Here is a 23597-nt window from a genome sequence, read left to right as displayed (position 1 = left end):
CTGCCTTCCGGGGCTGCTACTTCGACGCGACGCCGATGTTGAGGTAGTCGTACTGACCGCTGAAGGCCGCCGTGGAAACCAGGTTGGTGTAGCTCTGCGGGCGGGCCAGCAGGACCTTGAAGTAGGTCAGCGGGACGAGGACGGCGTCGTCCATGGTCTTCTTGTCGATCTGCGTGTAGAGGCTGTTGCGCTCAGTGGTGTCCTGAGTGCCGATCGCCTTGGACAGCAGGTCGTTGACTTCCTTGCTGTCGTACTGCGACAGGTTGGTGTTGCCGGACTGGCTGATCGCCTTGCCGTTCAGGATCTGCTGGAGGAAGCCGTAGCCGGAGGGCCAGTCGGCGCCCCACTGCATCATCTCCAGGCCGATGTTCTGCTTCTTGGTGAACTTCGGCACGCCCGCGTAGTCGGTGAAGTACTTACCGGACGGGTACTGCTTGAGGGTGGCGTTGATGCCGACCTTCTTCAGCGAGGCGATGATCGCCGTGGCGGCGTCGATCTCCTGCGGACGGTCCGAACGGGCCGAGATGTTGGTCGAGATCGACGTCTTGCCGCAGGCCTTCAGCTGCTCCTTGGCCTTGGCGGCGTCGCCCTTGCTGCCCGAGGTGGCGTAGGCGTCGGCCTTCGCGTAGCCGGGGATGTCCGGCGGCAGGACCGTGGAGGCGATCTCACCGCGGATCGGGCCGCCCTCGGCGGTCTGCACCGAGACCTTGTCGATGGCGTACTGGACGGCCTTGCGGCACTCGACCTTGTCGAACGGCGCGACCTTGGTGTTGATCGCCAGGTAGACCAGACGGCCACCGTAGGTGTTGTCCGTGTTGGCCTTCTTCGCGGTGTCGGTGACCACCTGGGCCTGCGTCGCGGCCTGGACACCGGTGCCGCCGAGGTCGATCGCGTTGCCCGCGAGGACGTCCTTGTCGATCGTCTCCGGGTTGACCTTCAGCTTGACGACGATCTTTTCCGGCAGCTGCTTGCGCAGCGGGTCGGTCTTCGCGTCCCAGTTCTCGTTGCGGACGAGAACGGCCTGCTGGCCCTCCGTGTAGCTCTGGAACTTGTACGAGCCCGAGGAGACGATGTGCTTGACGTAGTCGACGCCGGTGTCCTTGGCCTTGGGCACCGGGGCCGTCTGCGGGGCGGCGACCAGGTAGTCGAACTCCTGGAAGGCCTGCTTCAGGTGGAAGACGACCGTGGTGTCGTCCGGCGTCTCGATCGAGGACAGGCCCTTGTCGCTCTTGTCCTTGTACGGGCCCTTGTACTTGTCGCCGCCGGCCAGGAACTGCTGGAAGTAGTTCGGGCCGAGGGAGAGCACGTCACGCGCGAAGTTGGAGCGCTCGACGGCGTACTTGACGTCCTTCGAGGTGATCGGCGCGCCGTCCTCGTACTTCAGGCCCGGACGCAGTTTGTACGTCCAGGTCTTGCCGCCGTCGCTCGGAACGCCCTTGCCCTCCGCGAGGTCCGGGACGAGGGTGTTGCCCTCCTCGCCGGGGCCCGGCTTGAAGGTCATCAGCGGGCGAGCCCACAGCCGGCTGAGGTTGTACATGTACGCGTAGTACGTGTTGCCCGGGTCGAACGAGTCCGGGACGTCGGACAGCTCGTAGGTGAGCGTGCCGCCCTTCTTGTCGGACGCGTTGACGACGCCCTTGGTCGCGGCGTTGGCCCCGGCCGACTTGGTGCCGTTCTCGTTCTTGTTGTCATCGGCCTTGCTGCAACCCGCAAGAAGCAGGCTGGCGGAGCCGACGGCCGCGATCGCGGCCAGCGCTGACCTTCGCATGATGGGCGCTTTCCCCTCCATTGTTGGAAACTTTTCGGGCTCTCCGCAGCAGGCGTCAGCGGCTGCGCGGGTCGAGAGCATCGCGGAGACCGTCACCGAGCAGGTTGAAGGCCAGGACGGTCACGAAGATGGCGAGACCAGGGACGATCATGAACATGGGGTCGACCTGGTAGAAGGTGACCGCTTCACGGAGCATGCCGCCCCACGATGCCTGCGGGGGCTGGATACCGACGCCGAGGAAGCTCAGGGACGCCTCGAAGAGGATGTTGGTCGGGATGAGCAGCGTCGAATAGACGATGATCGGGCCGACCAGGTTGGGCATCAGCTCCCGGAACAGGATGTACGGAGCCTTGGCGCCCATGCCCCGGGAGGCGTCGACGAACTCGCGCTCGCGCAGGGCGAGGGTCTGGCCGCGCACGATACGGCCCAGGTACGGCCAGTTGAAGAAGCCGATGACGAAGATGAGCACGCTCAGGTGGAGCGGCAGTCCGTCCAGGCCGAACGCGCCGCCCTGGAGCGTGGCGGAGATGGAGATGGCGAACAGCAGGAGGGGGAAGGCGAGGAACGTGTCCATCAGCCGGCTGATGATCGAGTCCACCCGTCCGCCGTAGTAGCCCGCGATGACGCCCATGACGGCGCCGATCACGTTGGACAGGATCGTGGCGCCGAAGGCGACCACCAGCGACACCCAGGAGCCCTCCAGGACGCGGGTGGCGATGTCCCGGCCGAACTTCGGGTCCACGCCGAGCGGGTGGTCGAGGCTGACGCCACCCCAACTGCCCTTGGGCAGCGAGGTGTCCGGGCTGATCAGGTCCTGGTTGAAGGCGTTGGGGTCGAGCCCGAACATGGCCTGGAGGGGGCGCGAGAGGATCGCCACGAGGATCAGCAGGATCACGATGACGCCACCCGCGACGGCGACCCTGTCCTTCTTGAACCGGGTCCAGGCGATCTGGCCCAGGGAACGACCCTCGATCTGCCCCTTACCGGCACCCTCCAGCACAGCCTCCGGCTGCGCCTCGGCTGCCGCCCCGGTGGTCTCGATCGGTGCGGTCACGGTGAGCGACCCCTCTCGCCGGTGGTGACCGGCCTGCGCCTGCCGCGGATTGCGGCTTTGTCGACTTGCCAACGATCACGAGGTCTCGACCTCGTGTCTGAGTCGCGAGTCTTCAGCGTGGCTGCGATCACCCGCCAGATCTGGCGGCGAAAGTATGCGCAACCGTGATGCAGTCCGGGGGATTCCGTTATCCGAACAGTGGGTAACGCCCCCCGGACATGGTCCAGTTGGGGCAGAAGGAAGAATTTGCGCGGTTCGGGACGTACGGCAGATGTCTACGCGCGCAGATGTATGTCGGCCGTGTAAATTCTGCACCCCGGCCCCAAACGGCCCGGCGCAGGGGCCCTTTGGTCAGTAGCCGCCGTGCGCCGGCGGGTAGCCGTACCCGGCGGCCGGCGGAGCCTGGAGCTGCGGTACCGGGGCGTGCGCCTCGCGGTCGTAGAAGGGGCGCGCGTTGACCCGCATCCACATCACCACCGGGTCGTGGTCGTCGGTCATCGCGACCGTCGACACCGGCAGCCCCTCCGGGACCGCGCCGACGGACTGCTGCATCATCGCGCGCACCGAGTCGACCGCGGCCGGCGAGGTCTCGTACACGTCCAGGCCGATGGCGAGGTACGGCGCTCCGAGCGCGGGCTGCACCCAGGCGCGGCGCAGCGAGCGGAGCGCGGGGGTGCGGTGCGCGTTCTGCGCGAGCAGGGCGTAGAACTGCGGGATCTCGATGCCGGGCTCCGACAGGCGGAGCGGGCCGGCGGGCTGCCGGTCCAGGCCGGTGGCGATGCGGCGCAGATCGAGCCAGGGGATGCCGACTCCGCCGCCCTGGGCGTGCGGGTTGAGCCAGAGGCCGTAGTGGTCCGGGTAGAGGGTGCGGGCCACGTCCAGGCCGTCGACCACTTCATAGGAGCGGTTCCAGCCACTGGCCGACAGCTCCTGGGCGGAGGTCACGCAGGGGGCGTAGTGGAAGCCGTCCACCTCCATGTCCCCGTACTGGGCGTCCGGGGAGCCGGCCTGGCCGTGCCACAGGAGCATCCAGATCTGACCGGAGGACGGGGTGGCGAGGGCGCGCAACAAGGCCTCGTAGGCGTCGTAGCGTCCGGGCGTGACCTGGCGCAGCATGTGCTCGACGCTGCCGCTTGGGCTCGCGCTCACCTGTCTTACCGCCCCTTCGATCCTTGCCCCGCGTTTGGACACAGCTTAAGCGCCCAAGAGCTCGGGGCCTCGCGGTCGTGCGCGAGTACGGGTGTGTGGTGGTTTCTCGCGCCCCGCGGCGGAGCCGCATATCGGGACACAGCCCCGCGCCCCTCGGTCGGTCGCCCCACTGGGCGGCCGATCAGGGGCCGTACTGATAGAACGGCCGGACGTTCGTCTTCATCCAGTCCGCCACCGGGTCCTGGGCCACGTCCAGGAGCACGAGGTTGACCGGCCATGTGACCGGGGCCCTGCCGAGTGCCCTGCCCAGGGCCTCCAGGGGCAGGGCCCGCAGGTCGCCCTCCCGCTGGGAGAGTTCGACGCCCACGAACATCACCGGGTCGGCCGTCTCGATGGCGGCCAGGCAGCGGCGGGCGGTGAGGACCACGCCGATCTCGGCGAACTCGGCGGAGGCGGCGGAGAGGAAGTCGACCGGGTCGTCCTGCCAGTCGGGCTCCAAGAGGCGGACCCTGCCGCCGCTGCTGGGGCCGTCGAGCGGGGTGCGGCCCGCACGGCACAGCTCGGCCACGGCCTCCGGCGGCAGCGGGATGCCGACCACACCGCCCGGGTTCACGGCCATGCCCACCTGCGGGGGCAGGCCCCGGGCGAACTCCACGGCGGGGGCGATGGTGTACGACATGTGGGGACCGGCGGCCTGGCGCAGCTGCTCCTCGGAGCTGAACACCGGGACGTACGCCTGGCCGTCGAGGTCCATCGTCGGCAGGTCCAGCGAGCCGCTGTCCGGGCCTCCGCCGTTGGGCAGCGGTATCCACAGAAAGCTCCGGCCGAGCACCTCGATGATCCGGCCGCCCGCCGAGGGGACGCCGAGGGAGGCCGACAGCACCTCCTCCAGCTCGTTGCCGGGCCAACCGCCGTGCGGGTGGGGGTGCGCCTGTGCCGGGAAGTCCGCGGGAAAGTCCGCCGGAAAGTCCATCTGCCTACCGCCTGCTGGGAACCACTGCTGTGAGCATGAAGGCTAGCGGGTGGCTGTGACAGGGGCCGGTGTCCCGCCCGCCCGGAGCGATCTACGCGGTGAAATCTATGCGGTGCAGGGTGTCCGCCGCGGCCCGGTCCAGCAGCACCGCCGAACCGCAGCCCGCGGGCAGCTCGCCCCGCTCCACCGCGCCGAGCAGCCGGGCGGTCGTCCGGCGGTGGCGGCGGAAGGCGAAGCGGGAGACACCCCGGCCGCGCTCGCGCTGGCCCTTCCGGGCCGTGTCGGGGGTGACGTCGAGGAGCAGCAGGCGCAGGGTGCCGCCGCGGCGCCGGGCCTCGCGGGCGAGCCAGGCGCGCACCCACGCCTGGGTGCCGCAGTCGTGCACCACGACACCCTCGTCGGCGCGCAGCGCGCGGCGCAGGCCGGCGTAGTGGGCGAGGCGGACCAGGGGGCGGTAGAGCGCGTACGGCAGGAAGCGGGGCAGGCGGGCCGCGAAGCGGTCGCGGGTGTCCTGGGAGTCGACGCGGCGGCCGGGGACCGCGCGGTGCATCAGCGTGGACTTGCCGCTGCCGGGCAGGCCGGTGATCACCACCACGTCCCGCGGCTCGAAGACCAGGGCGCGCGGGCTGCGGCCGGCCCGGTCGCGCAGGTCGCGGACGACCGGGACCGGGCGGGCGGCGCGCCGCCCGCGGGCCGGGGCACAGGTCTGCTTCGACACCGAGAGGCCGGCGCCGGCGGCGGTGGCGGTGGCGCCGGCGTACGCCGTGGTCCTGTTCACCGTGATCGTCCTCCCCAGTGGGCCTCGGTCGTCCCCATGCCCGTTCTATGTAAAGGGAAGGTAATGGGGAAGGTCGGCGGTTCCGTGTGCGTACGGCCACAGCTCGGTTACAGATGCGGGGCCCTGACGGGCCGGGGTGCGGCATGCAATGATGTGCCCGCCAACTGCATACCGGCCGTTTGAATCCGCGCGGGAGAGTTCCCAGCAGCCTTCGCTGGGGCGCCGAAGGAGCAAGTCCCTCCCTTGAATCTCTCAGGCACCGTTACCGCGCGGGCGAGGCACATCTGAAAAGCGGGCCGCTGCGACAGCGGCCCCACCCAAGGTGCAAGCCGTGATCGTCCCTGTGGCGGTCTCGGCGAACCTCTCAGGTTCCGATGACAGATGGGGAGGAACGTTCCTCGCCCTCCCCCACGCTCGGCTTCGCTCGCGCGGGGGCGCCCCCATCATTCGCCTTGGGAGACGACCGACCGATGAGCAGTACCGCACTCCGCCACACCGCGCTCGATGCCCTGCATCGTTCGCTCGGCGCGACGATGACCGACTTCGCCGGCTGGGACATGCCCCTGCGCTACGGCTCCGAGCGCGACGAGCACATCGCCGTGCGGACGAAGGCCGGTCTCTTCGACCTCTCCCACATGGGCGAGATCACCGTCACCGGCGCCGAGGCCGCCGCCTTCCTGAACTTCGCCCTGGTCGGCAACATCGCCTCCGTCGGCGTCGGCCGCGCCCGCTACACCATGATCTGCCAGGCCGACGGCGGCATCCTGGACGACCTGATCGTCTACCGGCTGGCCGAGACCGAGTACATGGTCGTGGCCAACGCCTCCAACGCCCAGGTGGTACTGGACGCGCTCACCGAGCGGGCGGCCGGGTTCGACGCCGAGGTCCGCGACGACCGGGACGCGTACGCGCTCATCGCCGTGCAGGGCCCGGAGTCCCCCGGCATCCTGAAGTCCCTCACCGACGCCGACCTGGACGGCCTGAAGTACTACGCCGGCCTGCCCGGCACGGTCGCCGGCGTCCCGGCGCTGATCGCCCGCACGGGCTACACCGGCGAGGACGGCTTCGAGCTGTTCGTGAAGCCGGAGCACGCGGTGCAGCTGTGGCAGGCGCTGACCGAGGCCGGCGAGGGCGTCGGCCTGGTCCCGTGCGGTCTGTCCTGCCGGGACACGCTGCGCCTGGAGGCGGGCATGCCGCTGTACGGGCACGAGCTGACCACCTCCCTCACCCCCTTCGACGCCGGGCTCGGCCGCGTGGTCAAGTTCGAGAAGGAGGGCGACTTCGTCGGGCGCGAGGCGCTCGCGCAGGCCGCCGAGCGGGCCGCGGCCGAGCCTCCGCGGGTGCTGGTCGGGCTGGTCGCCGAGGGCCGCCGGGTGCCGCGCGCCGGGTACGCCGTCGTCGCGGGCGGCGAGGTGATCGGCGAGGTCACCTCCGGTGCCCCCTCCCCCACCCTGGGCAAGCCGATCGCCATGGCCTACGTCGACGCCGCCCACGCGGCGCCGGGCACCGAGGGCGTCGGCGTGGACATCCGGGGCAGCCACGAGCCGTACCAGGTCGTGGCGCTGCCGTTCTACAAGCGCCAGAAGTAGAGACTGAGCGCGGACCGTCCCCGTGACGTGACCCTGCGCACATTTCCGCTGCTCACGAGCAGTTTCCGTAGTCCCCCCTTCATCAGCACTCCCGCGCGTACAGGAGAATTCAGGCCATGAGCAACCCCCAGCAGCTGCGCTACAGCAAGGAGCACGAGTGGCTGTCGGCCGCCGAGGACGGCGTCGCGACGGTCGGTATCACGGAGCACGCGGCCAACGCGCTCGGTGACGTCGTCTTCGTCCAGCTCCCCGAGGTCGGCGCGACGGTGTCCGCGGGCGAGACCTGCGGCGAGCTGGAGTCGACGAAGTCGGTCTCCGACCTGTACTCGCCGGTCACCGGTGAGGTCACCGAGGTCAACGAGGATGTCGTCAACGACCCGTCGCTGGTGAACTCCGCCCCCTTCGAGGGCGGCTGGCTGTTCAAGGTACGTGTCGCGGAGGAGCCGGCCGAGCTGCTCTCCGCCGACGAGTACACCGCCTTTTCCGCCGGCTGAGGAGTCGTAGCCGTATGACCGTCCTGAACACGTCCCTGCACGAGCTGGACCCGGAGATCGCCGCCGCGGTCGACGCCGAGCTCGGCCGCCAGCAGTCGACCCTGGAGATGATCGCCTCCGAGAACTTCGCGCCGCTCGCGGTGATGGAGGCCCAGGGCTCGGTCCTGACCAACAAGTACGCCGAGGGCTACCCGGGCCGCCGCTACTACGGCGGCTGCGAGCACGTCGACGTCGCCGAGCAGATCGCCATCGACCGGATCAAGGAGCTGTTCGGCGCCGAGTACGCCAACGTGCAGCCCCACTCCGGTGCCTCCGCGAACCAGGCGGCCCTGTTCGCGCTGGCCCAGCCCGGGGACACCATCCTCGGCCTGGACCTGGCGCACGGCGGCCACCTGACCCACGGCATGCGCCTGAACTTCTCCGGCAAGCAGTTCGACGTGGTCGCCTACCACGTGGACGACGCCGGCCTGGTCGACATGGCCGAGGTCGAGCGGCTCGCCAAGGAGCACCGCCCGAAGGTGATCATCGCGGGCTGGTCGGCGTACCCGCGCCGGCTGGACTTCGCCGAGTTCCGCCGGATCGCCGACGAGGTCGAGGCGTACCTGTGGGTCGACATGGCGCACTTCGCGGGCCTGGTCGCCGCCGGTCTCCACCCGAACCCGGTGGAGTACGCGGACGTGGTCACCTCCACCACCCACAAGACCCTCGGCGGTCCGCGCGGCGGCATCATCCTCGCGAAGAAGGAGTTCGCGAAGAAGCTGAACTCCTCCGTCTTCCCGGGCTTCCAGGGCGGCCCCCTGGAGCACGTGATCGCGGCCAAGGCGGTCTCCTTCAAGATCGCGGCGAGCGAGGACTTCAAGGAGCGTCAGCGCCGTACCGTGGACGGTGCCCGCATCCTCGCCGAGCGGCTGACGGCACCCGACGCCCGCGAGGCCGGGATCAACGTGCTCTCCGGCGGCACGGACGTGCACCTGATCCTGGTCGACCTGCGCGAGTCCGAGCTGGACGGCCAGCAGGCCGAGGACCGGCTCCACGAGGTCGGCATCACGGTCAACCGCAACGCCGTCCCGAACGACCCGCGCCCGCCGATGGTCACCTCGGGCCTGCGGATCGGTACGCCGGCCCTGGCCACCCGCGGTTTCACGGCCGAGGACTTCGCCGAGGTCGCGGACGTGATCGCCGAGGCGCTGAAGGCGCCCTCTCCCTTCGCGGCGGCCGACGCGGAGGCCCTCAAGGCGCGCGTGAAGGCGCTCGCCGACAAGCACCCGCTGTACCCGGGTCTGAACAAGTAAGTCACCTTTCGCGGGGCACCGCGCACACTGGAAGTAGCGGCGTGCGCGGTGCCCGCGCCCCTGTACCGCCCTTTTTGCACCACCTTTTGCACCACCCCCGTATTGAGGAGTCACCCGTGGCCATCTCGGTCTTCGACCTGTTCTCGATCGGCATCGGCCCGTCCAGCTCCCACACGGTCGGCCCGATGCGCGCGGCACGCATGTTCGCGCGGCGCCTGCGCAACGAAGAGCTGCTGGAATCCGTCGTGTCGATACGTTCCGAGCTGTACGGCTCGCTCGGCGCGACCGGCCACGGCCACGGCACGCCCAAGGCCGTGCTGCTCGGCCTGGAGGGCGCCTCGCCGCGCACGGTGGACGTGGAGACGGCGGACCAGCGGGTGGAGGACATCAGGACGACCGGGCGGCTGAGCCTGCTCGGTGAGCACGAGATCGCGTTCGACTTCGACGCCGACCTGAAGCTGCACCGCCGCAAGGCGCTCCCGTACCACGCGAACGGCATGACCCTCTGGGCGTACGACGCCACGGGCGCCGAGCTGCTGTCCAAGACGTACTACTCGGTCGGCGGCGGCTTCGTGGTGGACGAGGACGCGGTGGGCGCGGACCGCATCGTGCTCGACGACACGGTCCTGAAGTACCCCTTCCGCACGGGCGACGAGCTGCTGCGCCTGACGAAGGAGACGGGTCTGTCGATCTCGTCGCTGATGCTGGAGAACGAGCGGGCCTGGCGCACCGAGGACGAGATCCGCGCGGGTCTGCTGGAGATCTGGCGGGTGATGCGCGAGTGCGTGCAGCGCGGCATGTCCCGCGAGGGCATCCTGCCCGGTGGGCTGAAGGTCCGCCGTCGCGCGGCCGTCTCGGCCCGCCAGCTGCGCGCCGAGGGCGACCCGCTGGCGCACGCCATGGAGTGGATCACGCTCTACGCGATGGCGGTGAACGAGGAGAACGCGGCGGGCGGCCGGGTCGTCACCGCCCCGACCAACGGCGCGGCCGGCATCATCCCGGCGGTCCTGCACTACTACATCAACTTCGTCCCCGGCGCCGACGAGGACGGCGTGGTCCGCTTCCTGCTGGCCGCCGGCGCGATCGGCATGCTCTTCAAGGAGAACGCCTCCATCTCCGGCGCCGAGGTCGGCTGCCAGGGCGAGGTCGGCTCCGCCTGCTCCATGGCGGCGGGCGCCCTCGCCGAGGTGCTCGGCGGCTCCCCCGAGCAGGTGGAGAACGCGGCCGAGATCGGCATGGAGCACAACCTCGGCCTGACCTGCGACCCGGTCGGCGGCCTGGTCCAGATCCCGTGCATCGAGCGCAACGGCATGGCCGCGGTGAAGGCGGTCACGGCCGCGAAGATGGCGATGCGCGGCGACGGCTCCCACAAGGTGTCCCTGGACAAGGTCATCAAGACCATGAAGGACACCGGCGCGGACATGAGCGTGAAGTACAAGGAGACGGCGCGGGGCGGCCTCGCGGTGAACATCATCGAGTGCTGAGCAAACCGGGCCTGATCAGCGCGTTCGTATCTCCCGGCGCTGTCAGGTCCGGCCTGCCGGAGTCACGCTCGGCCGCGCCGGGGACCGCCTCGATGTCGGAGACGGTCCTCGGCGCCACGCCGGCAGGGGTTCACGTTTCACCGGCGAAGTACAGCCTGCGCAAGGCCAGTCGAGGTCTGCTTGTCGATCCGATCCGCCGGGTTCGACGTCGGACCCTCACAGCAAGGTCCGCCGGGCTGTCCGGCAGGCCGCGGCCTCCGCCTGTCCGGCCGGACGTGCGGCGAGGGGAGGCGGATCCGGGAATCCGCCTCCCCTCGCCGTGTCGTGGGCGGGTCAGCCGGTCGTCAGGGTGGCGTCGTCGACGACGAAGCCGGTCTGGAGGCTGGAGTCCTCGGTGGCGGCGAAGGTCAGCGTGATCTGCCGGCCGATGTACTGGCCCAGATCCAGGGTGCGTTCGGTGTATCCGGCGGCCGCGTCGGCGTTGGAGTACGTCTGCTTCGCCGTTCCGTCGACCTTGACCTGGAAGGTGTCGTACGGCGTCGTACCCGACTCGTCGGTGTCGATGTGCAGCCAGTACCTCAGGGTCGCCTTCGTGCAGCCGGACGGGACGGTCACCGTCTGGCTGATGGTGTCGGTGGCCGCGTAGCCGTAGCCCGCCAGCCACGCGTACCGCGAACCGGAGTGCGCGGACTGGCCGCTGAACGAACCGATCGCACCGGTGTCACCCGTCCACGGCGACGTACCGCTCTCGAAGCCACCGTTGGAGATCACCTGTGCTGCCGTGCAGCCGCCCGCACCCTTGACGCTGAGCGTGTACGGCGCGGTGTGCGTGGTGGAACCGGTGCCGCTGATCGTGAGGCTGTACGTGCCGGGCGGCACGGAGGAACCGACGGAGATCGTCGCCGTGGAGGAGGCGCCGGAGGTCACCGAGGCCGGACTGAAGGCGACCGTCACACCCGCCGGGGCACCCGAGGCGGACAGGTTCACCGTCTGCGCCGAGCCGCTGGTGGTGGCCGTGGAGACCGTGGTGGTCAGCGAGGTGCCCGGGTCGGTGCTGCCCGTGGCGGGGCTCGCCGAGATCGAGAAGTCGTTCGCCGGGGTGCCGTCCGAGACCGCCTGCTTCCACAGCGTGTAGGCGACGCCGTCGGCGCTGCGGTTCAGCCCGGTGGCGTTGATGTTGCTGGTGGTGTCGCAGGAGGAGTGGTAGCAGCCGTCGTACGCGGCGCCTGCCGTGCCGCCCCACTTGGCCGCCTGCGCCGAGGTCTTGCGGGCGCTCGCCCCCATGGCGTAGCCGGAGGTGGGGATGCCGTAATTCTCGAAGGAGTAGTCGTCGGAGCGGCCCGCGCCCTCGGTGTTCTCCTCGGGCTGGAGGTTCAGCGAGTCCCAGTACGCCTTCATCGGCGCAGCGGCGGTGGAGGTGATGTGGTTGATGAAGTAACCGCCGTTGGGCGAGGCGACCATGTCGAAGTTGTAGTACGCCTTGATCGCCGAGCGCTGGGCGGAGGTCAGGGAGCGGACGTAGAAGTCCGAGCCGTTCAGGCCCTGTTCCTCGTCCGTCCACCAGCCGAAGCGGACGCGCGCCGCCATGGAGGGACGGGTCTCGGCGAGTTTCAGCGCGACCTCCAGAAGGGTCGCGCTGCCGGAGCCGTTGTCGTTGATGCCGGGCCCGGCGGAGACGCTGTCCAGGTGGGAGCCGAACATGTACACCTTCGACGCGTCGCCCTGGGGCCATTCGGCGATCAGGTTGGGGCCGGCGCCGCTGGTGCAGCCGGAGGTGCAGGGCTGCTCGGTGACGGTGTAACCGGCCGCCTGGAGCTTGCCCTTCACATAGGCGACCGAGTCGCGGTAGCCCTGGCCGGTCGACCTGCGGGTGCCGCCGTTGCGGCTCGCTATGGCGTTCAGTTCGGTGAGGTGCGCCTGAACTCTGGTGACGTCGATGTCGGGTGCGGCCGCGGTCAGGGCCGGGGCCGGCGTCGTGCGGTGGCCCGCGGAGGCCGCCTCGGCGCTCGCGGGCAGCACCGCGAGGCCCGCGGCGGCCGTGACCAGCGAGAGGCCTGCCAGGGAGAGTCTTCGTATCCGTAGCACCATGTCTCCTTGTGGGGTTGAGGAAACGGCGGGCGAGCGCCGGCATCCGGTTGGGCCTGCCGCCTCGCCCATATGAGCATGCGCATGCCAATCACCTGTCACGCCTTGTTCTGCGGGACCGGCCGGATCAGGAGGTTGCGCCCGCCCCCTCGGCAGCCGTCGGCGCATGCGCGGCCGGGGAGGCGCACCGGGGCCCCGAGGACTCGGGCGGGCGGCCACGAGATTAACGGCGGGGCGGTCCGCCCGCCCCTGTCCGAAACCGGCACGTCCGCTCCTGGCCAGGCCGGCTGCCGGCCCACGCGACCGGATCGACCCCTCCGGCCTCCCGCACGAGACGACCGGATCCGCCTCTCTGACCCTCCGTACGAGTCGGCCATATCGACCCCTCGGCCTCCCGCACGAGACGACCGGATCCACCTCTCTGGTCTCCGGCAGGAGGCGCCCGTATCGTGCGCGCATGCACGCGGCGCAGAACCCTCCGCAGGGCAGGCGGTCGACGGACTCCGAGGCGAAGGATGCCTACATGGCCCTGCTGGAGCGGATCGCGAGGTCGGGAGCGAGGGATCCCGCCGCCGAGAGGGAGCAACTCGGCGGCATGCCAGCCGAGTTGACTCGGTGGCTGGTGGACCGGCGGCTGCTGGACCCGAGCGGTGAGCGGCTCAGCCCTCCGGAGCACGCCCTGCGCCACCTCGTCCTGGAGCACCGGCGCCGTCTGCGGGAGACGGTCGAGGGACTCGGCCGTGACGCCCGGGCGATGGAGGATGTCCTGTCCTTGCTGGCGGCCCCCCGGCTCGACGCCCGGGAAGCCGTGGAGACGGAGTACTTCACCGACCGCGAGCGCACCCGGAAGCGGCTGGAGGAACTGGATGCGCTCAGCCGGGAGGAGTTCCTGGTGATGCGCAACTCCTTCCCGGACGCGCAGGTCCTGGAGGCCAGTCTCGTCCGGGACCGGGAGATGGTGGCGAACGGCGTCCGGATGCGCATGCTGACCTCTCAGCAGGCCCTGCGCTCATCCGCGCCGGCCCGCTATCTGAACGCGCTGGCCGACGCCGGGGCCGAGGTGCGGGTCGCCGCGACGGTGCCGCTCCACATGAACATCATGGACCGCACGATCGTCGTCATCGGGGCGGGGCCGGGCCCGCAGGGGGAGGGCGGCGACGTCATCGTGCACAGCACGCCCGTCGCGCAGTGCTTCGTCAGAGTCTTCACCCACTCCTGGGACCTCGCCCGTCCGCACACCGAGCGGCCCGCCGGTCGCGGACGCACCGGATGCGAACTGTCCGCGCAGGAACGCGAAGTGCTGGCACTGCTGGCCACCGGCGCCAAGGACGAGACCATCGCCCGCCGGCTGGCCTGCTCGGACCGCACCCTGCGCCGCCTGATGAACCAGATCATGGAGAAGCTCGGCACCTCCAGCCGGTTCGAGGCCGGGGTGACCGCCGTCCGCCTCGGCCTGGTCAGCTGAGCCGCACGGCCCTGTCGGGACCGATGTTCCCCACGGGGCTACCACGCGGTAACCACTCGGCTCTACGCTTCCGCCAACTCAGCCAGCGATAAAGGATGTTGTCGGATGCGCACGATGAGAAGGCTGGCGGCGCTGGTGGGCGCCGCCCTTGTACCGGCGGTACTGCCGGGCCACGCCCACGCGGCGTCGCCGGCGTTCTCCGAGACGACGGCGATCGGCACGCACAACGCGTACGAGAAGACCAAGTACGCATACTTCGCACAGGCGTTGGACTCCGGCGCCGCACTGCTGGAGCTGGACGTCTACGTCGACAGCCTCAGCCGCCGCTGGCGGGTCAGCCACAGCAACCCGCTGGGCAACGACAACAACTGCGAGGCGGCGAAGACCCCGGCCGAGCTGTACAGCAAGAGCCGTAACCAGGACCTGGGCAGCTGCCTGGACAACATGGCGGCCTGGAACCAGCTGCACCCCGACCACCCGCCGATCGTCGTCAAGGTCGAGATGAAGGCCGGCTTCAACGACAAGGCGGGCCTCGGACCCGACGAGTTCGACACGCTCGTCGCGCAGAAGCTGGGCAGCAGCGTCTACAAGCCTGCCGACCTGCTCGGCGGGACGTACGGCACGCTGGACGCGGCGGCGAAGGCGAACGCCTGGCCCGCCCGTGACGCGCTCAGGGGCAAGTTCCTCTTCCACCTGATCCCCGGCACGGTGGAGCAGGCCAACCCGTTCGACAGCTACTGGACGGACGAGGAGTACGGCGACCACCTGCGCGACCTCCACGCGGCCGGCCGCATCTCCTCGGCCGAGGCCTTCCCGGCCGTCCTGGGTGCCGCGAACGGCGACCCGCGCACCAGCCGCTACGACGCCTCGATCCGCCCCTGGTTCGTGTTCTTCGACGGTGACGCGGCCACCTACGTCGACAACGGCTACGCCACCTCGTTCTACTCCGCGAACCACTACATCCTGATCGCCACGGACGCCCACAACGTCCCCCCGGCGATCTCCTCCACCAACCCGACGGACGCCGAAGTCGCCGCCCGGCTGGCCCTGCTGGCCAAGGATCACGCGAGCCTGATCACGTCCGACTGGTCAGCGAAGTCCGCGTCCGTGCTGAGTTCGGTGACGGCCCGCGGCTGAGGTTCCGGAAGCGGGCGTACCGGGCACAACACCCCCATGCTGCATGGCATCGACGTGAGCGCCTACCAGTCCTCCTCCTATGCCACGGACGGCCTCTCCTTCGTCTTCATCAAGGCGACGGAGGGCCGTTCGTACGTCAATCCCCGGCTGACCGCACAGACGAAGACCGCCCGCGACGCGCGCCTGGTCGTCGGCTTCTACCACTTCCTGTGGCCCGGCCACCTCACCGCCCAGGCCGAGTACTTCCTCCGGCACGCCCCCGACCGCCCGGGCGACGTCCTCGCCGTCGACTGGGAGAACACGGCCGAGGGCACGCACGCGAGCAACGCGGAGAAGGACCGCTTCATCCGCAAGCTGAAGGAGTTACGGCCGCACAACCGGGTCGTCCTCTACTGCAACCGCCACTTCTGGCTGAACGTCGACGACACCTCGTACGCCGGGGACGGGCTGTGGATCGCCGACTACGTCAAGGCCGGCAAACCCCGCATCCAGGCGAAGTGGCTGTTCCACCAGTACACCAGCGAGCCCCACGACAAGGACGTGGCCCGGTTCACGGGCGAGGACGACCTGCGCGACTGGGCCGCCCGCTGAGGGCCGGACGCGAGCCTCGGGCCCGGCAGCCCGCCGGGCGCATCCGGCTACGTGGTGTTGAGCTTGACCTTGTCGCCCTCGGTGAGGCCGCTCTTCGGAATGCTCTGGGTGAACGACTGGGCCGGCTCGCCGGGCGCCTTGCAGTCGACGGTGAGGGGGACGCCCACCGGGCGTCCCCCTTCACGTCACTTGTTCAGGTAGGCCCAGAACTCGTCGAACGACAGGACCTTGTCGCCGTTGAGGTCGCGGCTCTTGATGATGGCCTCGGCGACCGCCTCGGTGACGTTCCAGTCGCCCTCCTGGGCCAGGGCGGACTTGAACTCGGCAGCGGTGATGAATCCGTCACCGTCTCCGTCGATCCGCTGGAACTGCTTGCGTGCTTCCTCGATGTCCGCCACCGATCCGCCCCTTTTGTTCGCGTTTCTCATGCCGTGCTGGCGTACTGACGCTGGTCAGATTAACGGCCTGGGGCCTCGCCCATGGAATGCAGTGCATCTGCGAGGCTGGGCTCCCCGTCGGCGGAGACTCGAGGAGCACGGTGTGGTGACCTTGCGGAACGTACTCGACGCGGCGGCGCACGGCGTCTTCCCGCCGCCGGACGGCCGTACGACGGTCCTGCCGCAGCACGGCCGGGACGCGGGGGTGATCTCCTTCACCGCGCACTCCGTCGTCTTCACGGACGAGGACCCGCAGTGGGTGTACGCCGCCTTGGACGCCGTGGACTGCGACCCGCTCGCCGCGACGATGAACCCCGTCTTCCTGGCCGCCTTCCTGGCCCGGACGGGCCGCAGGTGCGAGACCGTCGACGCGGTCCTGGTGAGCTCCCCGCTGCCCGGCCGGCCGCCGCTCGCGCTGACGGAGATCGAGGACGCCGGCCATCCCCGCATCGCCTACGCCCGCCGGCGGCGCGAGGGCATACGGGCGTGGACGGCGGACGGCGGCGTGCTCGTCCTGGGGCGCGGGGTCGCCGACCGGCTGGAGGTGTCCGTCGAGGTCGACGAGGGGGCACGGCACCGGGGGCTCGGCCGGGCGCTGCTGACGGCGGCCAGGCAGCTCGCGGCGGAGCCGCTGTGGGCGCAGGTCGCGCCGGGGAACGCCCGCAGCCTGCGGGCGTTCCAGGCGGCCGGGTACCGTCCGGTGGGCTCGGAGCTGCTGCTTCAGCGGAAGATGCCGGTGTGCCCCAGCGAGTAGCGGCCCGGCTGGGGATAGACGGCGAGGCCGTGGGGACCGCTGCCGACCTTGATGCGGGCCAGTTCGGTGCCGGTGCGGGTGTCGATGGCGTAGACCTCGGAGTTGTAGCGGCCGGAGAGCCACAGGGTCTTGCCGTCGGCGGAGACACCACCCATGTCGGGGCTGCCGCCGTCGGGCAGATGCCACTTCTTCGTGAGCCGGTCCTGGGTGAAGTCGAAGACGGAGACGGTGCCCTCGCCACGGTTGGAGATGTACATCTCGCGGGAGTCGCGGCTGATGTAGAGGCCGTGGGTGCCCTTGCCGGTGGGCAGGAACCGGGGCCGGTCGAAGGTGTCGCCGTTCAGGATCCACAGGCCGTTCGCCATCATGTCGGCGATGTAGAACAGCTTGCCGTCCGGAGAGATCTTGACGTCCTGCGGCATGGCGCCGTGGAAGGGCAGCTTCTCCTGGGCGACGACCTCCATCTTCGCGGTGTCGACCTTGAGGATCTCGCCGCTGAACTCGCAGGAGACGATGAAGTACCGGCCGTCGATGGAGAAGTCGGCGTGGTTGACGCCGTAGCAGCTGACCGGGACGGTCTTGACGACCTTCATGGTGTGCGCGTCCCGGAAGACCAGCTGCCGGTCCATGGAGGCCATGACGACCGCGTACTTGCCGTCGGGCGTGAAGTACAGGTTGTACGGGTCGTGCACGTCGACCGGCTCGCCGGCCCTGCCGGTCCTCGGGTCGATGGGGGTGAGGGTGTTGCCGAGGTCGTTGTTGACCCAGAGGGTCTTCAGGTCCCAGGACGGCACGACGTGCTGGGGCTGGCGGCCGACCGGGATGGTCTCGACGACCCGGTAGGTCGCGGGGTCGATGACGCTGACGGTGTCGGAGTTGGTGTTGGGGACGTAGACCCGGGAGGGGAAGCCCCTGACCACGGGCGAGAGCCGGTTCGGCCGGTCGGCGGCGTACAGGTCGGCCGGGTCCTCCACCGGCGGCATCCCGGGGAGCACGTTCACCCGCGGCTGCTTGCGCAGCTGCGGCTGGGCCGGTGCCTTGCTGGCCGGCGCCGCCTGCTCACGGTGCCGGTCGCCGCCGCCGCACGCGGACAGCAGGGCGAGGGCGGTGACGGCGGCACCGGCGGCCAGCAGGCGGGCGGCTTTTGTGGTTCGCATCAGCTCAGCAGCTCCGTGGTGGTGACCGCGCGCAGTCCGCGGCGGGCGAGTTCGGTGAGGACGTCGGGAAGGGCGGCGACCGTGTCCGGGTATCCGAAGTGCAGGCTCACCACCGATCCGTTGCGCACGTCGGCGAGGACCTCGCGGGTGACGGCGGCGGCGCCCGGACGGGTGTAGTCGAGCGAGTCGACGTCGTACGACAGCACGTGCGGGTAGCCGGCGGCGCGGGCCAGCCGGGCGACGAGCGGGGAGGCGGTCGGGGCGCGGGAGGGGCGGAACCAGGTGCCGATGGATCCGGTGAGCCGCCTGAGCCGCTCGGCGCAGTCGGTGATCTCCTGGCGTGCGCCGGCTTCGGACATGGCGTTGACGGAGATGTGCCGCTGGGTGTGGTTGCCGAGGTCGTGGCCACCGTCGAGGATCCGGCGGGCGAGGCCGGGGTGCTCGTCGAGCCAGCTGCCGACGGCGAGCACGGTGAGCCGGGCGCCGCGCTGTTCGGCCGTGGCGAGCAGCGTGCGGGCGAGGGCGGGGTCGCCCTGGCCGTGGAAGGTGAGGGCCACCTGGGGGCGGGTGCGCGGGCCGTGGGTGATCTGGAGGGGCAGCCCGGGGTAGGCGCGGGGAGCCGGGGCCGCCGGGGGATGCGGGGTGGGAGCGGGGGCCGCCGACGGGCGTACGGAGGGGGACGTGGGGGCCGGGGCGGGCGGCGGGGCGGCCTGCCCGCTGCCGCAACCGGCGGTGAGCGCACCGCCGGCAACGAGCCCGGCGCCGGCGCGCAGCACATCACGGCGGTGGGTGGAGGTCACGCGCACCATTTAAGGGCGGATTGAAGAGAAAAGCGGAGATTAGCCCGATTTACGCCGATTTCGGGTCGCGGTGCGCATCGGCCGCCCTGCGAAGCGTCAGCGGTCGGCGACCCGCATCTCGAACCACGTCGTCTTGCCGCGCGGCAGCAGATCGACGCCCCAGCGGTCGGAGAGCTTGTCCACGAGGAACAGGCCGCGTCCACTGACGTCCAGTTCCTGGACCGGCATCAGGCAGGGCAGCCCGCGGGAGGGGTCGCGCACCTCCACCCGGATCCAGCCGGGGCGGCGGCGCATCCGCAGGCCGAAGACTCGGGCCCCGGTGTGCCGTACGGCGTTGCCGACGAGTTCCGACACGAGCAAGACCGCGTCCTCGGCGAGTTTCGGGGTGAGCCGCCAGGTGCGCAGGACGACGACCTGGGCGAGCCGGCGGGCGGTGGCCGCGGACTCCGGGCGGGACGGCAGCGGTACCTCCGCCTCCGTGGGGTTGCCGAACAGTTCGAGCGCCTTGAGCGCCTGTTCGTCCTCCACCGCGGGCGACCAGCGTGCCGCGGCTGCACGGCCTTGTCCCCGCGGCTGTTCGATACCCTCCAGCCCCGCCATGCCCCCATGATGGCCGTCCGGAGCCGTCCTGGGGGCCGTTCCGGCGGAATACGCCCCCTGTGCGCCCCCCTTCCGCGCCCATCGGTCGGCATATGCCCCCGGCATGACGATGTCCGGCACAACCCGGCCGACCTGCGACGACGGCTCACTTCCGGGCAATCGACGGGCTCCCTCGACGCGGCAGGCTTAAGGTTGCCTTAAGCCTCCCATAAACCGCCCCATCGAGGGACCCGGATGAAACGACGCGTCAATTACGCGTCCTTTCGGAGGACTTGACGGCAAGTCCGCGCGGCTGACCGTCAGAGGAACTTCGCCTTGCCGGGCCCCTCCTCCACGAAGCTGCGCATGCCCCGCTCGCGGTCCTCGGTGGCGAACAGGCCCGCGAACCAGTTCCGTTCGACGGCGAGCCCGGTGTCGATGTCGGTCTCCAGGCCGGTGTCGACGGACTCCTTGGCCGCGCGCAGCGCGATCGCCGGGCCCTGGGCGAGCTTCGCGGCCCAGGCGTGCGCCTGCTCGTACACCTCGGCGGCCGGGACGACCCGGTCCACCAGGCCGATCGCGAGGGCCTCGTCGGCCTTGACCTGACGGCCGGTGAAGATGAGGTCCTTCGCCTTGGACGGGCCGATCAGCCGGGGCAGCCGCTGGGTGCCGCCGGCGCCCGGGATCAGACCGAGCAGGATCTCGGGCTGGCCGAGCTTGGCGTTGTCGGCGGCGATGCGGTAGTCGGCGCACAGGGCCAGCTCGCAGCCGCCGCCGAGCGCGTAGCCGGTGATGGCGGCGACGACGGGCTTGGGGATGCGGGCCACGGCGGTGAAGGAGTCCTGGAGGGCGCGGGCGCGCAGGACCATCCCGGTGTGGTCCATGTCCTGCATCTCCTTGATGTCCGCACCCGCCGCGAACACCCGCTCGCCACCGTAGATCACCACGGCGCGCACGTCGTCGCGGCGCGTGGCCTCCTCGGCGAGCTCCTTCAGCCGGTCCTGGGTGGCGATGTCCAGCGCGTTCATCGGCGGCCGGTCCAGACGCAGGATGCCGACGCCTTCGGCGACTTCGAGAGAGACGGTCATGGAGGCCAGGTTAACGGGGACTAACGGCAACGGCCCGGGTGCGGTCGATCACACCCGCCCGGGGGGTGCGGGGGCCGCGCGGCGGTAGCCGCATCTCGATGGGCCCAGGCGGGCACAGCACGGGGAAACAGTACGGGGACCCACGGGAACGGGCCCGGTGCCGTGGGTCACAGCGCCGGGCCCGTACGTCGGTGGGGGCTCACTTCTTCCAGTCGGCCCAGGACATGTTCCAGCCGTTGAGGCCGTTGGCCGGGTCCACCGTGCGGTCGTGGGAGTTCTTGACGACCACCACGTCGCCGATCATGGAGTGGTTGAAGAACCAGGCCGCCGGGACGGAGCCGTCGTAGCCGCCGCGCACGTCGCGCAGGCCCACGCAGCCGTGGCTGGCGTTGTAGTTGCCGAAAGCGCCGCCGCCCCAGTAGTTGCCGTGGATGAAGGTGCCGGAGTTGGTGAGGCGGATGGCGTGCGGGACGTCCTTGATGTCGTACTCGCCGCCGTAGCCGACGGTCTCGCCGTTCATCCGGGTGACGGTGAGCTTCTCGCTCATGACCATCTGGCCGTTCCAGGTGTCGTAGCCGGGCTTGCCGGTGGTGACCGGGATGGTCTTGACGACCTTGCCGTCCTGGGTGACCTTCATCGTGTGCTTCTCGGCGTCCACGACGGAGACCTGGTCGCGGCCGATGGTGAACTTCACGGTTTTGCGCTGCTTGCCGTAGACGCCGTCGCGGCCCTCGACGCCGTCCAGGTCGAGGTCGACGGTGACCTTGGTGCCGGCCTTCCAGTACTTCTCGGGGCGGAAGTCCAGTCGGTCGTTGCCGAACCAGTGGCCCTCGACGTCGACGGCCGGCTCGGTCTTGATGCGTATGGCCTTCTCGACCGCGTCCGGGCTGGTGATGCCCCGGGTGAAGCGTATGGAGAACGGCATGCCGACGCCGACGGTGGAGCCGTCCTCGGGGGTGAAGGAGCCGACGAAGGTGTTCTTCGGGGTGAGCGTGGTGAAGGTGGCGTCCTCGGCGGCCTCGCGACCCTCGGAGTCCTTGGCGACCGCGTGCACGGTGTACTTGGTGGCCGCGGCCAGATGGGTCGACGGCGCCCAGGAGGCGCCGCCCCCGGTGATGGCCCCGTCGACCTTCGCGCCCTTCTCGTCCTTGACGGTGACCTCGGTCAGCTTGCCCTGGGTGACGTTTATCTTGAGTGCGCCGCTGGTGTCGACGCCGGTGGCACCGGACTTGGGCGAGATGCTGACGGCGGCCGTGGACTGCCCGCCCTGTGCGCCGCCCTTGCCCTTGCCGGAGCCGGAACCGGAGTCCCCGCCTCCGCCACACGCGGTGAGCGACAGCACCAGGGCGCCGGCTATGAGTGCCAGTCCCCTACGGCCTCGCCGCACCTTCTCCGACGCCCCCGCTGAAGGCCGTATGTTCAAGTTGTTCTCCCCTCGCCGGGCCAGGTCAGGCCCGCTCCCCACCACACTGGTGCGCGCATATTAACTGCCAGGTTTTGAGGAGGGTGTCAGCCGAATGTCACCGTTCCGTCGCAACTTCCGTCCGGCACCCTCACCGTGAACCCCGCCCCTCACCTGGTTACTTCACCGCGCTGCCCGCTTTCCACTCCTTCCAGGCCATGTTCCACCCTCCGAGCCCGTTGTCGGGTGCGACCGTTTTGTCCTTGCTGTTCACCACTTCGACGACGTCACCGACGAGGCTGCGGTCGAAGAACCAGCCCGCCGGGGTGTCCGAGCTGCCGCCCTTGACGTCCGTCAGCCCCACGCAGCCGTGGCTGACGTTGACCCGGCCGGGGGCGTCCGGTGCCCAGTAGTTGCCGTGCAGGAAGGTGCCGGAGTCGGTGAGTTTCATGGCGTGCGGCACGTCGGGGATGTCGTACTCGCCGCCGAAGCCGACCGTCCGGCTGTTCATGCGGGTGACCTCCAGCATGTCCATCACCACCATCTTCCCGTTGTACGTCGGGTGCTTGGGGGCACCCGCGGTGATCGGGACGGTGGCGAGGAGCTGTCCGTCGCGCCGTACCTCCATGGTGTGCTTGGACGCGTCGACCAGGGAGACCTGACCGCGGCCGACGGTGAAGGAGAAGGTCTTGTCCTGGAGGCCGTAGACGCCGCGCGCGCCTTCGACGTCCCGCAGGCCCAGGTCGACGGTGACCTCGGTGCCGGGCTTCCAGTACTGCTCGGGCCGGAAGTCCAGGCGGTTCTTGCCGAACCAGTGCGGACGGATCTCGACGGGCGGCCGGGCGCTGACGCGGACGGCCCGTTCGACGGCGGCGCGGTTCTCGATCTCCCGGCTGAAGGAGAGCGACACGATCATCCCGGTGCCGACGGTGGAGCGGTTCTCGGGGGTGACGTAGCCGATGAACCGTTCGTCGGGGACGTAGGTGGTGAACGTGGTGTGCCGGGCCGAGCGGCGGCCGTGGGAGTCCAGCGCGACCACGTCGACGGTGTACTTGGCGGCCAGCGCCAGCCGGTCCTCGTCGGGCCGCCAGCTCAGGCCGTCTTCGCTGATGCGCCCGGTGACCGGGGAGTCCTGCGCGTCCTGTGACCTGATCACCGTCACCTTCTCCAGGCGCCCGCCGGGCACCCGGATCCGTAGCCGCTCGCCGGGGCGTACGCCCCTGCTGTCGTCGTCCGGGGTCACCCGGACGACCTCCTCGGGGGCCGGGGGCTCGACCAGCGCCCCGCCCATGCCCAACGGCCCCGAGCCGTCCCCGGAGCAGCCCGCGAGCAGCCCCGCCCATGTCAGTACGGCGGCCAGCGCGGCCCCCGCGCGCCGTGCGCGTCTTTGTACGTGCCTCACGCGGGTCTCAACGACCGGGCCCGCTCCGGGGAAACGTGAGTGCGAGCCACGCATTGGGCAGAACAGAGGGAAGAACGACACGTTGGGAGCCTCCCCCAGAGGGGGCACCCCCAGCCCGG

At 70.3% G+C, this 23597-nt stretch carries 21 protein-coding genes and 2 riboswitches; of the genes, 8 read left to right on the top strand and 13 right to left on the bottom strand.

Annotation, left to right across the window (positions count from 1 at the left end; all coding sequences use genetic code 11):
• Positions 1-16 precede the first annotated feature (16 nt).
• From ACZ7DL_RS29740 to ACZ7DL_RS29720, 5 genes are all read right to left on the bottom strand, one after another.
• A complete protein-coding gene (locus ACZ7DL_RS29740) occupies positions 17-1768 on the bottom strand; it encodes an ABC transporter substrate-binding protein (protein WP_470778769.1) in 1752 nt (583 codons plus the stop codon).
• Positions 1769-1823: 55 nt separating this feature from the next.
• On the bottom strand, positions 1824-2822 hold the full coding sequence (locus tag ACZ7DL_RS29735) for an ABC transporter permease (RefSeq protein ID WP_470778768.1): 999 nt from the start codon (positions 2820-2822) through the stop codon (positions 1824-1826).
• A 351-nt stretch (positions 2823-3173) separates the two neighbouring features.
• Entirely contained in the window at positions 3174-3938 is a 765-nt protein-coding gene (locus ACZ7DL_RS29730) for an enhanced serine sensitivity protein SseB C-terminal domain-containing protein (RefSeq protein WP_470778892.1), read from the bottom strand.
• 214 nt (positions 3939-4152) lie between these two features.
• Complete coding sequence (locus ACZ7DL_RS29725) at positions 4153-4944, bottom strand: enhanced serine sensitivity protein SseB (RefSeq protein ID WP_470778767.1); 792 nt, start codon at positions 4942-4944, stop codon at positions 4153-4155.
• Positions 4945-5035: 91 nt separating this feature from the next.
• Positions 5036-5722 (bottom strand): AAA family ATPase, encoded by a 687-nt coding sequence (locus ACZ7DL_RS29720; RefSeq protein WP_470778766.1) that lies wholly within the window; start codon positions 5720-5722, stop codon positions 5036-5038.
• 180 nt (positions 5723-5902) lie between these two features.
• A riboswitch (glycine riboswitch) is annotated at positions 5903-6000 on the top strand.
• Positions 6001-6113: riboswitch (glycine riboswitch) on the top strand. It begins immediately after the preceding riboswitch.
• A 79-nt stretch (positions 6114-6192) separates the two neighbouring features.
• Between ACZ7DL_RS29720 and gcvT the strand changes: the two genes are divergently transcribed.
• The 4 genes from gcvT to ACZ7DL_RS29700 all read left to right on the top strand — a co-directional run bounded on the left by gcvT (position 6193) and on the right by ACZ7DL_RS29700 (position 10581).
• On the top strand, positions 6193-7311 hold the full coding sequence (gcvT, locus tag ACZ7DL_RS29715; protein WP_470778764.1) for a glycine cleavage system aminomethyltransferase GcvT: 1119 nt from the start codon (positions 6193-6195) through the stop codon (positions 7309-7311).
• A gap of 116 nt (positions 7312-7427) precedes the next feature.
• Complete coding sequence (gene gcvH, locus ACZ7DL_RS29710) at positions 7428-7805, top strand: glycine cleavage system protein GcvH (RefSeq protein WP_470778762.1); 378 nt, start codon at positions 7428-7430, stop codon at positions 7803-7805.
• A gap of 14 nt (positions 7806-7819) precedes the next feature.
• Positions 7820-9097: a serine hydroxymethyltransferase gene (gene glyA, locus ACZ7DL_RS29705; protein WP_470778759.1), complete on the top strand. Its 1278-nt coding sequence runs from the start codon at positions 7820-7822 to the stop codon at positions 9095-9097.
• Between the two features lie 116 nt (positions 9098-9213).
• Positions 9214-10581, top strand: a complete 1368-nt coding sequence (locus ACZ7DL_RS29700; protein WP_470778756.1) for an L-serine ammonia-lyase — start codon at positions 9214-9216, stop codon at positions 10579-10581.
• Positions 10582-10914: 333 nt separating this feature from the next.
• On the opposite strand, the gene ACZ7DL_RS29695 is transcribed toward ACZ7DL_RS29700, so the two are convergent.
• A complete protein-coding gene (locus ACZ7DL_RS29695; RefSeq protein ID WP_470778890.1) occupies positions 10915-12666 on the bottom strand; it encodes a M28 family peptidase in 1752 nt (583 codons plus the stop codon).
• A 457-nt stretch (positions 12667-13123) separates the two neighbouring features.
• Here ACZ7DL_RS29695 and ACZ7DL_RS29690 point away from each other — a divergent pair, with 457 nt between their 5' ends.
• The 3 genes from ACZ7DL_RS29690 to ACZ7DL_RS29680 all read left to right on the top strand — a co-directional run bounded on the left by ACZ7DL_RS29690 (position 13124) and on the right by ACZ7DL_RS29680 (position 15859).
• Positions 13124-14131 carry a helix-turn-helix transcriptional regulator gene (locus tag ACZ7DL_RS29690; RefSeq protein WP_470778755.1) on the top strand — a complete coding sequence of 336 codons (1008 nt, stop codon included), beginning with the start codon at positions 13124-13126 and terminating at the stop codon, positions 14129-14131.
• Positions 14132-14236: 105 nt separating this feature from the next.
• Positions 14237-15268: a phosphatidylinositol-specific phospholipase C domain-containing protein gene (locus ACZ7DL_RS29685; protein WP_470778754.1), complete on the top strand. Its 1032-nt coding sequence runs from the start codon at positions 14237-14239 to the stop codon at positions 15266-15268.
• A gap of 36 nt (positions 15269-15304) precedes the next feature.
• Positions 15305-15859 carry a GH25 family lysozyme gene (locus ACZ7DL_RS29680; protein ID WP_470778752.1) on the top strand — a complete coding sequence of 185 codons (555 nt, stop codon included), beginning with the start codon at positions 15305-15307 and terminating at the stop codon, positions 15857-15859.
• 185 nt (positions 15860-16044) lie between these two features.
• Here the strand turns inward: ACZ7DL_RS29680 and ACZ7DL_RS29675 are convergent, their stop codons facing one another.
• On the bottom strand, positions 16045-16257 hold the full coding sequence (locus tag ACZ7DL_RS29675) for an EF-hand domain-containing protein (protein WP_470778888.1): 213 nt from the start codon (positions 16255-16257) through the stop codon (positions 16045-16047).
• Between the two features lie 142 nt (positions 16258-16399).
• On the opposite strand from ACZ7DL_RS29675, the gene ACZ7DL_RS29670 reads away from it, so the two are divergent.
• Positions 16400-17050 carry a GNAT family N-acetyltransferase gene (locus tag ACZ7DL_RS29670; RefSeq protein WP_470778751.1) on the top strand — a complete coding sequence of 217 codons (651 nt, stop codon included), beginning with the start codon at positions 16400-16402 and terminating at the stop codon, positions 17048-17050.
• Here the strand turns inward: ACZ7DL_RS29670 and ACZ7DL_RS29665 are convergent.
• The 6 genes from ACZ7DL_RS29665 to ACZ7DL_RS29640 form a co-directional block, all read right to left on the bottom strand.
• A complete protein-coding gene (locus ACZ7DL_RS29665; protein ID WP_470778750.1) occupies positions 17017-18207 on the bottom strand; it encodes a YVTN family beta-propeller repeat protein in 1191 nt (396 codons plus the stop codon). The genes ACZ7DL_RS29670 and ACZ7DL_RS29665 overlap by 34 nt on opposite strands.
• Positions 18207-19016, bottom strand: coding sequence for a polysaccharide deacetylase family protein (locus ACZ7DL_RS29660; RefSeq protein WP_470778749.1), 810 nt, complete (start codon positions 19014-19016; stop codon positions 18207-18209). The genes ACZ7DL_RS29665 and ACZ7DL_RS29660 overlap by 1 nt, the downstream gene beginning before the upstream one ends.
• Positions 19017-19103: 87 nt before the next feature.
• The gene (locus tag ACZ7DL_RS29655; protein WP_470778748.1) at positions 19104-19607 is read right to left on the bottom strand and encodes an ATP-binding protein; all 504 of its coding nucleotides are present in this window, start codon (positions 19605-19607) and stop codon (positions 19104-19106) included.
• A gap of 299 nt (positions 19608-19906) precedes the next feature.
• On the bottom strand, positions 19907-20674 hold the full coding sequence (locus ACZ7DL_RS29650) for an enoyl-CoA hydratase/isomerase family protein (protein ID WP_470778746.1): 768 nt from the start codon (positions 20672-20674) through the stop codon (positions 19907-19909).
• 199 nt (positions 20675-20873) lie between these two features.
• Positions 20874-22097: a L,D-transpeptidase gene (locus ACZ7DL_RS29645; RefSeq protein WP_470778744.1), complete on the bottom strand. Its 1224-nt coding sequence runs from the start codon at positions 22095-22097 to the stop codon at positions 20874-20876.
• A gap of 157 nt (positions 22098-22254) precedes the next feature.
• Positions 22255-23478 (bottom strand): L,D-transpeptidase, encoded by a 1224-nt coding sequence (locus ACZ7DL_RS29640; RefSeq protein WP_470778742.1) that lies wholly within the window; start codon positions 23476-23478, stop codon positions 22255-22257.
• Positions 23479-23597 lie beyond the last annotated feature (119 nt).

The sequence above is a fragment of the Streptomyces sp. NPDC036984 genome, assembly GCF_055607665.1.
This window is presented reverse-complemented; position numbering and strand designations above follow the sequence as displayed.

Excerpts from the sequence above, each read along its gene's own strand:
- ACZ7DL_RS29690 (WP_470778755.1), top strand. The coding sequence starts at position 13,124 with ATGCACGCGGCGCAGAACCCTCCGCAGGGCAGGCGGTCGACGGACTCC.
- gcvT (WP_470778764.1), top strand. The coding sequence starts at position 6,193 with ATGAGCAGTACCGCACTCCGCCACACCGCGCTCGATGCCCTGCATCGT.
- ACZ7DL_RS29680 (WP_470778752.1), top strand. The coding sequence starts at position 15,305 with ATGCTGCATGGCATCGACGTGAGCGCCTACCAGTCCTCCTCCTATGCC.
- ACZ7DL_RS29740 (WP_470778769.1), bottom strand. The coding sequence starts at position 1,768 with ATGCGAAGGTCAGCGCTGGCCGCGATCGCGGCCGTCGGCTCCGCCAGC.
- ACZ7DL_RS29655 (WP_470778748.1), bottom strand. The coding sequence starts at position 19,607 with ATGGCGGGGCTGGAGGGTATCGAACAGCCGCGGGGACAAGGCCGTGCA.
- gcvH (WP_470778762.1), top strand. The coding sequence starts at position 7,428 with ATGAGCAACCCCCAGCAGCTGCGCTACAGCAAGGAGCACGAGTGGCTG.
- ACZ7DL_RS29660 (WP_470778749.1), bottom strand. The coding sequence starts at position 19,016 with ATGGTGCGCGTGACCTCCACCCACCGCCGTGATGTGCTGCGCGCCGGC.
- glyA (WP_470778759.1), top strand. The coding sequence starts at position 7,820 with ATGACCGTCCTGAACACGTCCCTGCACGAGCTGGACCCGGAGATCGCC.
- ACZ7DL_RS29650 (WP_470778746.1), bottom strand. The coding sequence starts at position 20,674 with ATGACCGTCTCTCTCGAAGTCGCCGAAGGCGTCGGCATCCTGCGTCTG.
- ACZ7DL_RS29725 (WP_470778767.1), bottom strand. The coding sequence starts at position 4,944 with ATGGACTTTCCGGCGGACTTTCCCGCGGACTTCCCGGCACAGGCGCAC.
- ACZ7DL_RS29685 (WP_470778754.1), top strand. The coding sequence starts at position 14,237 with ATGCGCACGATGAGAAGGCTGGCGGCGCTGGTGGGCGCCGCCCTTGTA.
- ACZ7DL_RS29665 (WP_470778750.1), bottom strand. The coding sequence starts at position 18,207 with ATGCGAACCACAAAAGCCGCCCGCCTGCTGGCCGCCGGTGCCGCCGTC.
- ACZ7DL_RS29730 (WP_470778892.1), bottom strand. The coding sequence starts at position 3,938 with ATGCTGCGCCAGGTCACGCCCGGACGCTACGACGCCTACGAGGCCTTG.